10 protein-coding genes and 1 pseudogene are annotated in these 11,373 nt (G+C 45.6%); 5 read left to right on the top strand and 6 right to left on the bottom strand.

The annotated features are described in order from the left end of the window. A partial coding sequence (locus tag QUA36_RS27130; RefSeq protein ID WP_333459705.1) for an opioid growth factor receptor-related protein occupies positions 1–524 on the top strand: 524 nt, incomplete at its 5' end. Between the two features lie 49 nt (positions 525–573). Beyond that, positions 574–798: a hypothetical protein gene (locus QUA36_RS27125; RefSeq protein ID WP_333166312.1), complete on the top strand. Its 225-nt coding sequence runs from the start codon at positions 574–576 to the stop codon at positions 796–798. 119 nt (positions 799–917) lie between these two features. Here the strand turns inward: QUA36_RS27125 and QUA36_RS27120 are convergent. Together QUA36_RS27120 and QUA36_RS31445 are read right to left on the bottom strand one after the other, a co-directional pair. Further along, positions 918–1,991 (bottom strand): annotated as a pseudogene (locus QUA36_RS27120) (IS630 family transposase). Between the two features lie 161 nt (positions 1,992–2,152). Next, positions 2,153–2,347 carry a winged helix-turn-helix domain-containing protein gene (locus tag QUA36_RS31445; RefSeq protein WP_445300051.1) on the bottom strand — a complete coding sequence of 65 codons (195 nt, stop codon included), beginning with the start codon at positions 2,345–2,347 and terminating at the stop codon, positions 2,153–2,155. A 965-nt stretch (positions 2,348–3,312) separates the two neighbouring features. On the opposite strand from QUA36_RS31445, the gene scpB reads away from it, so the two are divergent. After that, positions 3,313–3,828: an SMC-Scp complex subunit ScpB gene (gene scpB / locus QUA36_RS27115; protein ID WP_333065039.1), complete on the top strand. Its 516-nt coding sequence runs from the start codon at positions 3,313–3,315 to the stop codon at positions 3,826–3,828. Positions 3,829–3,870: 42 nt separating this feature from the next. After that, positions 3,871–4,221: a DUF760 domain-containing protein gene (locus QUA36_RS27110; RefSeq protein WP_333454862.1), complete on the top strand. Its 351-nt coding sequence runs from the start codon at positions 3,871–3,873 to the stop codon at positions 4,219–4,221. 311 nt (positions 4,222–4,532) lie between these two features. Here the strand turns inward: QUA36_RS27110 and QUA36_RS27105 are convergent, their stop codons facing one another. After that, positions 4,533–5,756 carry an HhoA/HhoB/HtrA family serine endopeptidase gene (locus QUA36_RS27105; protein ID WP_333459704.1) on the bottom strand — a complete coding sequence of 408 codons (1,224 nt, stop codon included), beginning with the start codon at positions 5,754–5,756 and terminating at the stop codon, positions 4,533–4,535. A 313-nt stretch (positions 5,757–6,069) separates the two neighbouring features. On the opposite strand from QUA36_RS27105, the gene QUA36_RS27100 reads away from it, so the two are divergent. Then, positions 6,070–6,984 (top strand): peptidoglycan DD-metalloendopeptidase family protein, encoded by a 915-nt coding sequence (locus QUA36_RS27100; protein ID WP_445301457.1) that lies wholly within the window; start codon positions 6,070–6,072, stop codon positions 6,982–6,984. 299 nt (positions 6,985–7,283) lie between these two features. Here QUA36_RS27100 and QUA36_RS27095 read toward each other — a convergent pair whose 3' ends face one another. The 3 genes from QUA36_RS27095 to QUA36_RS27085 form a co-directional block, all read right to left on the bottom strand. Further along, positions 7,284–7,424: a hypothetical protein gene (locus tag QUA36_RS27095; protein ID WP_333459702.1), complete on the bottom strand. Its 141-nt coding sequence runs from the start codon at positions 7,422–7,424 to the stop codon at positions 7,284–7,286. A gap of 189 nt (positions 7,425–7,613) precedes the next feature. Continuing rightward, the gene (locus QUA36_RS27090) at positions 7,614–9,320 is read right to left on the bottom strand and encodes a hypothetical protein (RefSeq protein WP_333459701.1); all 1,707 of its coding nucleotides are present in this window, start codon (positions 9,318–9,320) and stop codon (positions 7,614–7,616) included. Continuing rightward, positions 9,317–11,365, bottom strand: a complete 2,049-nt coding sequence (locus QUA36_RS27085) for an ATP-binding protein (protein ID WP_333459700.1) — start codon at positions 11,363–11,365, stop codon at positions 9,317–9,319. Before QUA36_RS27085 ends, QUA36_RS27090 begins: the two co-directional genes overlap by 4 nt. Positions 11,366–11,373 lie beyond the last annotated feature (8 nt).

The raw sequence follows: 11,373 nt of genomic DNA, 5'->3' as shown, positions 1-11,373 counted from the left end.
ACGCCCTTTATTTCACATTTTGGTACAGAATGCAAGGGCTTATTGAGAATGGTGCAAGATCTCAGTTAAAAGCGACTGCATATCATCTTTTTGATGTTTTGTATAGCAGATTAATGAGTAATTCAACCACACAAAACAAAATTTTAGCATTCTATCTCGGTCAGCAGCCTGATTCACAAGGTCGGGCGATCGAGGATATTTGGTCGTGGGATTACCAGAAGCTGGAATCCGTACACAATTACATTCAATGGCTATTTCCCCTGAGAGAAAAGAGTCGCTTTAATTCCAGTGCTCCTACTTTAAATGATGAGGTTATTCAAGCTTTTAGAACAAGTGAAGAGTTGAGAAATCGCTTACTCTATTCGTTCACTGTCATGCTGGCGTTTTACGGGTTGGAATGCCGCGAAGGGGAAAATGCAGAAATTGTAATTGCGAAATCCGAGGAATATTTGTCAAGAAAAAGAGAGTGGATTGAACAATTTAATCACAACTACCTGCGGCTGACTAGGATTCTCACATTGTAAGGATTCAGGTCAAAAAAACTTAAGTGGCGGCATCTGGTAAAATAAACGAATGAAAAAGCCCGCAGCCACCAGACAGAAAGAAAAAATCCAAATCGAGCAGTTGAGCCAAGCTGAACTGGTAGAACTGGTAATGGGGCTGCAAAAAATAATTGAAGAATTGCAAGAAAAACTAGCCATTGCTACGGGAAAAAGTCAAACCACCAGTCAGACTTCTTCAATACCTCCATCAACGGATCTCATCCAAAAACCCGAGAAAGCAACAGTCAAACCATAAGCAGACCAAAAAAAGAAACCAGGTGGACAACCAGGTCATGAGGGAAAAACCCGAAAAGGGTTTGGACGAGTAGACAGAACCGAAATTAGCTCACCCAGCATCTGTCTTATACCATTTTTTTAAAGATGTGATAGAGATAAAGAATGTAAAATCCACGACCATCCGGTAAGAAAACCAATGACACGATCGGTGAAAGATGCCAAAATTTCCTTGACTTTTGTGCGGAGTTCGTCAAGATTACTAAACACCGACTTTCGCTAAAAAATCTTTCAGATATTCCCACACTCCTTCTGTCGGATTTACTTCGGGACAAGCCGGAGGCTGAAATAGTAAAATAACCTTGTCTGGTAATTCAGATCAGTCCAACTTATGAGCGGGTGCGTTATCAACTTGAATAATGTGTAATTCATGAGGATATTGTATTGACAAAAGTTGTAAATATGCTTCAAAACAAACTTTGTCTAAATGCGAAAACTCCCAAAAAAAACTCTTTCCAGTAGCGATTGATACTGCCCCATACAGCCAAAAACACTCAAATTTCCATTGATGCTCCCCGATGGGCTTTACGCCTGAAAGCGTCAGCTTGCGCCGACTTTATTGTATGGAGTCCTAGTCGAGTTTCATCGCTACACCCATAAGTGACTTTTTTATATTTGTTTACTTGAGGTAAAGCTTTCTCTAGTAGAGCTTTTATCTGTTGATGTAAGTTATTTTTAAATTCATTAATTGCCGTAGATTTCTGAGAAACACTGCGAGGTCTGGGAATTTTTAATTTACTTTTTAATTCCCCTCTCACTAAAGAATATACAGCCGGGTAACTACTGGCTATTCCTTTAATCAACCATAACCAAAGATGAACTTCTTTATAACTCTTAAATCCTTCGGGATCTCTCAACTCTTGTTGCAAGGTCGCTGCTATTTCAACTGAGAACTTTTTTGGGCTACCGAAAACCTGCCTATTTTTTAACAAATTTTCCAGACCGCCCTTTCTATATTGGGAGAGCCAGCGATAAATCGTTGCCTCACTTTTACCTAAAACTGCGGATACTTCCCGCACAGTTTCTACTTGTTTTGACTGAAATAAATAAAGCATTTAGACTTTGTTATAAGCTAGGATTCTTTGCAAGTTGTTTGAGGATTTCTCGTAATTTTTCTCCAGATTCGGTAATCTTTATATGAGGACGAACAGACATTGTAATTCTCTCCTTTACTTTTTACACAAGTCTATCACATCTTTAAAAAAATCGTATTAGTATGTACTTGGTCGGTTATATACTGCTAACTCATCAAAGAAGATAATTTTCTACCCAGGCTTTTTCGGGCGCATTTTTTTTAGCATCTTCACAAACTCTTTTTATTTTTTTGGTGAAGCATTCTCGTAATCTCGGTGTGCTTTTTGATGTGATAGATTCAACTTATCTAATATTTCATAGATTTTCGATGTTTTCAACTCTCTTCCGCATCTCTGCTTTATTACGAATGCTATAATTTTTCGGGTCCAGATTTCTCGGTCTATTCCATACTTAGTTGGCCTATCGTTCAATACCATTTCTTTGATATTCTGCTGCCGCTCAGGATTAAGCCTCTCTTTCACTTGATGCTTGATTGGCTCCACTAGCCATTCTAATCCTGGATCTAGATATTTACCAATCCATTTGGCTATGGTTCAATCTGTAGAGCCTACTAATTTATTTGGCTACTTCCCCTCGACTTTTTCCTCACTTAGATACCTGATTGCTGATAGTCTTTGTCGTATATATGCTTGCTGATTCTTGTAATATAGTCGCTGCCACTGCTTTTTATCTAGGCTTACTAATCGCAATCTTTGGCTCAGATTCATTGATATTTTCCTCGCTTTTTTTTTATAGCATTTTCTGTACTCTTTGAGCGGGAAAGGAGTAGATAATATGGCAATGACGAGAATGTCTTTCAGTAGGTGGCGTTTGGTTCGGTTCACTATGAGGGTCGGGTACGTCGTCAAAATAACTTGACAAGCTCCCTTGTAACTCTTGCATGGAAATAGGTTGGGGCGGGTTTTGTGGTTGCTGTGATTTAGGCGTTGCGAAAACTGGCGCGAATCCTTGATTCATTGAGTTTTACCCACCGCGCCGGGCGACTTAGCTTTTAAGACATTATAGTATCGCTAATACCTAAATCTCCCATCCTCTATAGTCGTAATTTTGTCAAGTACAATTTATACCAAATTAGATGAGCTTACCCTGGTCATCTGTATTGGTTGATATATCTTACCATAAGCTCAGGAGAGCCAGAAACGTTATATATTTCTGCGTTTCGGAATGATATAAAAAAAGAAAATTGAAAGTTTTGGTTTTGTTTCTCAACCTAACCTACACTATTAATAATTTGTGTGAGGGGAATGTTTATTCCTAACTCTCATTATTCACGACACGGAAGTTACGGAAATACGGATAACTGTTGTTTTCCTGAGTCCTTCTTCTTCCTTGCTTCTTCTTTTTTCTTTCAACGTCCCAATTCCTCGTTACTAATTCCCAAATGACTCGCTTAGCCACAACAATAGAAGCCATACTTTACTTAAAAGGTCAGCCAGTGTCGATCGCAGAAATTGCCGAGATTGCCAAGTGCGATCGAGCCGAAGCCGAAGACGCCATCATCGAACTCATGTCTGACTCGTCCCACCGTGACAGTGCATTAGAAGTCGTCGAAACCCCCACAGGATACAGCCTGCAACTCAGAGAAGAGTTTGCCAGTTTAATGCAAACTTTAATACCTCCAGAATTAGGTGTGGGAGCTTTGCGGACGCTGGCTGCGATCGCCCTCAAAGGCGGCATCGCTCAGCCAGATTTAGTTAACTTGCGAGGTTCAGGAGCTTACCAACAAGTGCAGGAACTTGTAGAAATGGGTTTCGTCCGCAAACGGCGATCGGCTGAGGGGCGGTCGTATTGGTTACAAGTTACCGAGAAATTTCATCGGTACTTTCAAGTAGACCAACTGCCAAAACAATTGCAAATTGACTTTCAGGCAAATTTGTACCCAAGCAATGACGAGTAGTTTGAAGTAGAATGTAACCAGCCAGAAATTAAGAATCGCCAAATGGTTTTTCACCCTGACTTTGACACATCCAACAATGCCCAACAAACCGCAGTCAATCCACTGCTGAAGTACCTCCAACACCAATCCCCGGAGGTTCTAGCCCGCGTCGCCAAGTCCGTCAGCTCCGACATCAGAGAAATAATCTCTCATAACGTTCAAGGACTTGTCGGCGTGTTGCCTTCAGAAAATTTTAACGTCGAAATTACCACCGATCGCGAAAACTTAGCAGGTTTGCTAGCTTCAGCGATGATGACAGGCTATTTTTTGAGACAAATGGAGCAAAGGATGCACCTAGAAGAAAATTTAGCAAGCACCAGCTCGATTAAACCAAACTCACCCAAAGACAAGTAAAAAGATCAACGGGTTGGGGAAGCAAGAAAGATGAAAGTTGTTCAGAAAAATCCATAATCCTGAATCATGGAGGCACAGGGAATTAAGAAACCGGGCTGTTAACCGGCTATCCCTCGCGCTACACCGAGGCTTTTGGTGAAAAAACCCGGTTACTGCTTCCAGGACTATAAAGCATCAGATTCATCTTCCATCCTCCACCCTTGCAACTAATACCAATTTCAAAAAAGAATGCAACTGTAGATAAGCTCCAAATCCTTATGCAGTAAGTCATTCTTAATTCTTTAATCGAAAATCGAAAATTGAAAATGGTATTACCCACCGGCGGAGCTACCCGATAGGGGAAAAGCACCCGGACGTACTTTAATTTTCTGAACTTGACCCAAACGGTTAATTTCCACTTCTAGTTCTTTGCCCACAACCGTGTTTTCCACCCGTTCTTGCACGTCACCGGGAGTGTTAACCGCAATTCCGTCAACTTTTTGAATGACATCTCCGGGGCGCAAGTCGGCTTTTTGAGCGGGGGAATTTTCCACGACTCGCGCCACGGCTACGCCTTGATCGAGGGTAATTTTATTATTATTATCGAGCTGTTTGTTGAGTTCTGCCTTGGTGGCGGCAGTCAAGCTGACCATTTGAATGCCGAGATAGGGATGTTCGGCTTTACCTTTGGCGAATAGCTGATCGGAAACTCGTTTGGCGGTTTCGATCGGAATTGCAAATCCCAAGCCTTGAGCATCGGCGCGAATGGCGGTATTGATGCCAATTACTTCGCCTTGGTCATTGAGCAGCGGCCCGCCTGAATTGCCGGGGTTGATGGCGGCATCGGTTTGGATGAAGCGGACTCGCTTGTCGGGGATGCCGACTTGGGCACTCGATCGACCCGTAGCGCTGATAATGCCCACAGTCACGGTATTGTCGAGACCTAAAGGATTGCCGATCGCGATCGCCCACTGTCCGGGTACAATATTGTCCGATCGACCCAAAGCCACCTGCGGCAGTTCCTTAGCATTAATCTTAACCACAGCGACATCCGTCAGCGGATCGACTCCCTGCACCTTACCCTCAAACTCGCGGCCGTCTTTGAGAGTCACCTTGACAGTATCCGTCCCGGAGACAACGTGAGCATTAGTAACGATGCGGCCGTCCGAAGTGAGAATAAACCCGGAACCCGTACCTCTCTTGACTCGTTCTTCCGGCTGCGGCAAATTCTCCCCAAAAAACCGACGAAACAACGGATTTTTGAATGCTTCGGGCACTTGATTCGCCACCTTGCTTGATGCGTCAATCCGCACTACAGCCGGGCCGACTTTTTCGGCTGCTTCAGCAATAAAATTGGGATTGCTGCGATCGACCGCCCGATTTTCCAGAACTGGAGGAGACGCATAGGGGGGGATTTGCTGGCGTACTACTGGCAAAACCAATCCGGTTTCCAGATTGTTTGAGCCTTGCAGATAGCGATTTCCCAACCATCCCATACCTCCGCCGATTGACAGCAGAGTCACATAAAGGGTCGCTTGCTTAAAAGATAAACTCATTTAATAACTCCCGCTAAATACCTCATCCCCGCAGACAGGTTCCGAATCAAGCATTTTTGTCTTGGCGACGGGAAGGAAGCGGGGCGGGGCGTACCGCTTCCTCAAGAACATAGCTGTTAACAGGCAGGGGCCCATCGGCATCACAGGCAATTTTGCCGGATTTGCCAAGAGCGACTCAAACTAATAATTCTCATCCTAACTTGGCTTAGCCTGGGATTTACAGTCTGGGGGGTGGCTAGAGCTTGTAAATATGCAGCTTCACAGGATTTTAAAATTGTCAACTGTCCGAAATGAATACTTTTTTATGTACATAATGACTTTGAAACGCTTATTTCCGCTGATTTTTGCATTAATTTGGTCGATCGCACCCGTTGGGAAAACGGCGGCAAATACCGAGATCCCACCTGCAAATCTTCCTTTAGGTACACCTGTAGAAAACCCCGAGCCGGCCCGCGATTGCCCGAGTCCGGCTATGTCTCGGTTGCGCCGCCACACGGTGGCCCAGGGCGAAACAATAGAAAGCATCGCGCGGCAGTACAATGTGATTCCTGCGGCGCTGATCGGCATAAATCCGATGTTGCGGGGCGGTGGAGTATCTGCTGGAAGTGCGATCGTCATTCCTCCGTACAGTGGCATCGAGGTTGAAGTGCCTGCGGGTTCGAATTGGCAAAAACTGGCAGAAGCTTACAAAGTGCCTGCAGATTTGCTATTTGAGGCGAATGGGTGTAGGCCTTTGGGAAAAACGGTGTTTGTGCCAGCGGTGAATAGGTCGATCGGGCCTTCTATCAATCCCGATGCAACGCCATCGGTGCAAGGATTTCCGCTGCCCGCCCCAGCAGTGGAAGCTTTGCGTTACGGGCGGCAATTGCATCCGGCGCGGCGCGAATTTTTTTTCCACAGCGGCGTAGATTTTTTGGCGTCGGAGGGTACGCAGGTTTTGGCCGCGGGCGAGGGGACTGTCGCTTTTGCCGGGCCACAGGGGGATTACGGGAATTTAGTGGTGGTGAACCATGAAGCGGGGAAGCAAACGCGCTACGCTCATTTGAAAGATATTGCGGTAAAAGTCGGTCAAAAAGTGCAGTCTGGAGAAGTTTTGGGAACTGTGGGGACGACGGGAAAACGGGACATTCCGCCATCTCATTTGCATTTTGAAGTTCGGTACAATTCCGGTTTGGGTTGGGTTGCTGAAGACCCGCTGCTTTATTTGCAAGCGACTATTAAAAAATAGGATTGTTAGTGTGCTGGGGGGGTGACAACCCGCCCCAAATCCAGACGGGGTAAGGATTTATCTGTGTTGTGATAAAAAAAGATAGGCAGCAGAATTATTACACGATTGCCTATTCCAAAAAATATGTTACGAACATTTTACCAGACTCACTTACAAAAACAACTGACGCAAAACCCGTTTATTTTACTCACAATCTTTTTGAACCTGATAGAATCCGAAAAACAAGTAACGATCGCACTAATCGAATTCCCATTAATCACTTATTGGTGAACAACTTATTGCCCGATCGCACATTTCTCTCAAATTCGATCGCCCCAATCAACACAAAAACCCGATCGCACATTTCTCTCAAATTCGATCGCCCATAAACCCAAAAACCCGATCGCCCATAAACCCAAAAATCCGATCGCCCCGATCAACACAAAAATTTGATCGCACATTTCTCTCAAATTCGATCGCCCTGAAACTCGTTACATTAGGACTTACAAGGGAGGCCGAGAAACCGGGTTTTTGACGACAAGACGCACTCCCACCACAGATTAGGTAAAAACCCGGTTTCTTTGGTGGGAGTGCGTCCAGAACCGTACACAAAAAATTAGATCGCCCGAACCGACCCAAAAATCCAATTATCACCCGCCGCTAACTCCCTCCAATCGCAGGAAATGCACCCGGCCCGACTCATCGCCGGCTACAACTGTCACCCCATCAGGCGCGATCGCACAGCACTTAAACTTATAATCTCCGCTGAAACTAGCAACCTCTTTGTAGCTAATCAAATCCCAGACTTTAAGGGTGTTATCCGATGAAGCGGAAACCGCTATGAGGCCGTTAGGGGCGCTCGCCACTGCATTTACCCAGTCAGTATGACCGATGAGGGTTATAAGTTCCGTACCGCTGTCTGTGTCCCAGATTTTGAGGGTGTTATCTAATGAAGCGGAAATCGCTGTTTTGCCAGAGGGTAAGGTCGCCACTGCATTTACAATGCCAGTATGACCGATGAGGGTGAAAAGTGGAGTGCCACTGTCTGTGTCCCAGATTTTCAGGGTTTTATCTGATGAAGCGGAAATCACTGTCTTGCCATCGGGTGCCATCGCTATTGCATTTACCCCGCTAGTATGACCGGTGAGGGTTAAGAGTTCGGTGCCTGTCTCGGTGTTCCAGATTTTCAGGGTTTCATCCCATGAACCGGAAATCGCTGTCTTGCCATCGGGTGCGATCGCCACTCCATTTACCCCGTCATTATGATCGGTGAGGGTTAAGAGTTCAGTTCCTGTCTCGGTGTCCCAGATTTTCAGGGTGCGATCGCCTGAAGCGGAAATCGCTGTCTTGCCATCGGGTGCGCTCGCTACTGCATTTACCCCGCTAGTATGACCGGTGAGGGTTAAGAGTTCGGTGCCTGTCCCGGTGTCCCAGATTTTCAGGGTTTCATCCCATGAACCGGAAATCGCTGTCTTGCCATCGGGTGCGATCACCACTCCATTTACCCCGTCAGTATGACCGGTGAGGGTTAAGAATTCGGTACCTGTCTCGATGTCCCAGATTTTAAGGGTTTCATCCCATGAACCGGAAATTGCTGTCTTGCCATCGGGTGAGATCGCCACTGCACTTACGAAGCTAGTATGACCGGTGAGGGTTCTAAGTAGGGTGCCGTTGTCTGTGTCCCAGACTTTTAGGGTTTTATCCTGTGAAGCCGAAATCGCTGTTTTGCCGTCTGGTGCGATCGCCACTGCATATACATAGCTAGTATGACCGATGAGGGTGAAAAGTAGACTGCCACTTTCTGTGTCCCAAATTTTCAGGGTTCGATCTTCTGAAGCCGAAATTGCTGTTTTGCCGTCTGGTGCGATCGCCACTGCTGTTACCGAGTCAGTATGACCGACAAGCGTTCGCAATGCCCCTTCATTCGCCCGTTCTAAATTAGCCTTTAAAGGCCGCAGCCAAGGACTATCTTTCGACTGCTTTGCTTGTGCCAGCATTGCCTGAATCCCAGGCATTTCCAAATCCAATAACCTCCCCCACAAATGTTCTACCAACTGGGTTTTATCCTTTTCCAAAACGTGCGCCGACTTGCGAATTCCTCCTTGAATCAACCGCAAAGTTTCAGTTTGCCCCTCCGACAGCAACATATCTGCATTTCTCCCTAAATCGTAATCCTCAATTAGCGGCTCCACCCCCAACAATTTTAACTTCGCCTCAATAAAACCAAAATCCGTCAGCCAACGATAATAACGGTTGAAATCTCGCCCAATCTCAATAAAATCCCTGGGTTGATGCTTCAACAAATATTCTTGCTCCGATTTACTTTGCTTCGCCAACCACACACCCAAATCGCTCATATAGGCGCTCCTTCTATCCTTTTTTTCATACCTTGGCGGTTAAGTTCTTCAACATTAACCCCCGCAGATTGCACGGTTTCATCTTTTGCCAGAAACTCGCGAAAGCTGTTGTGATAAGTGCTGTAGCGAATTTCGCCGTTGACTTGCTGCTGCCGCAAAAATGAATCCCATTTCTTGAGTACCTGCTGTACTTTAAAATCTGTCTCGCCTACCGATTTAGCAATCCAGCCGCGAGAAACAGCTTCGCGCGCTTTCGAGATCACGTAGATAATCTTAACTTTCATCTCCAACAGCGGATCGTCTTCCCTGCCCATCATCTGTGCCCAATGCTTCCCATAATATCCTGTCAACTCCCTAGGCAAATCTTCCAAAGAAACATCCCTGTACTCGCCGTTTTCGATATCATTCAGCACGTAGCGGAGATACATAAAATTGTTCTGGCTTTTTTCAGCCACCGCCCCCACAAACTGTTCCAGGCTCAAATCATGACTGGCAATCCAATTCTGAATCGACGCGCTATTGCTGGTGCGTTTTGCAATATAAACTTTCGTATCTGCCCGACTTTCTGCATCGTACTGCATCAAATCAAACACTCGATGATTCATCGGCAAAGGCAAAGATTCCGGCCGCTTGGAAACAATAAAGTAAACGTTATCCGGCAAAACTTCCGGCAAATAGAGAACGTTGCTACCGCTACTTTGCAAACTCAAATCTACTTCATCGAGGGCATCTATTACAAAAATCAACTTTTTCCCACCCAATGTAGCGCTGACTTCCCCCAACAGCCGCCCTAAAAAATTGCCATTTGCCGTCGCATTTTCCGGCAGTTGCGGATACTTATCCCTGAGCTTAAAGCCTTGTATTAACTGAATGCAGGCATTTTCGAGAAATATTTTTGCATCAACAATCCCGTCGGATCGCGAGTTAAAATGAGTAACGCAGCGGCCTCTCATCATCAACACGGACTGCGCCATAATTGAACTTTTCCCGACACCCGGTTCTGCTTCTAAAACAAAATAGCCTTTCGGATTTTTATGCAAGAAACTGGCAATTTTTTCAAATACAAACTTGCGCCCGGTAAAGTCTTTAGTCCGGTCTTCAATAATCGTCTCGGACTTCAAAGAAATCGGCAATCGGGGCGCGGAAGTATCGATAAATGTTTGCAGCAATTCCCGAACTTGCGCCAAATCGTCCCGGATGCCAATTTCTATGGCGGACAATTTCACCATCACTTGACAAATCTGCTGCCCAGTTGCCACAGCCTCCAATTTTTGCAGAATTTCCCCATTTTGCAGCCCCAACTCTTTGAGTTCTGCCAAAGCAATTTGGTGCAGATTCAACAGCATCGCGGCAAACTTTTCTCCTCCCTTCGCCGCATCCAGTTTCAGCACTTCGCGGTACGCTTTCGGGAAAGTTGCGTACAGCTTGTCCGCGACAAATTCCACAATTTCCGCATCGAAGGATTTCCCCTCGCTGGCCGCGAATTCGTTGACGAAACTTGCCCAATCTGCCGTTGTCAATCCCGTAACTCGATCGAACTCTTCGGCATCCGCAGAAAAAATCCTGGTTAGCTGGTCTTCGGAAATATTTAAACCCCTTGACAGATCGGCTGTATTCGTGTTAATATCCAGCCAGTATTCAGGAGTTTTCTCGGCTAATTGACTGAGTGCTGTTTCTGGATAAGGCAATTTTTTGGTTTCGACGATCGCAATTAGGCGATCGGACTTTGCAACCTCTCTCAAAATATAGCCGATCGCCTCACCCGCCGCCTTAATCAAATCGTGATTATCGAGAATCCTAGGATTTTTGCTCAACCCTTCCGTCATCCGATTTGCCAGTTCATCAGCGGCCATAGTCTCCGCGATACTACCAGCAATCGCCGCTAAGATAGAAACTCCCCCAAGTGCGATCGGGCCGCCGATAATACCCGCTGCTGCTTGAGTTGCCGGATTGGCGATCGCATTTGAAATAACTTGTCCAATAGCCATCACCGCACTGCATCCAATTACCCTAGTTTTAAAATTAGCTAAGTCCATTAGCGGCATAAAATAAA

The sequence above is a fragment of the Microcoleus sp. Pol10D4 genome, from assembly GCF_036701555.1.
GTDB lineage: Bacteria > Cyanobacteriota > Cyanobacteriia > Cyanobacteriales > Microcoleaceae > Microcoleus.
This window is presented reverse-complemented; position numbering and strand designations above follow the sequence as displayed.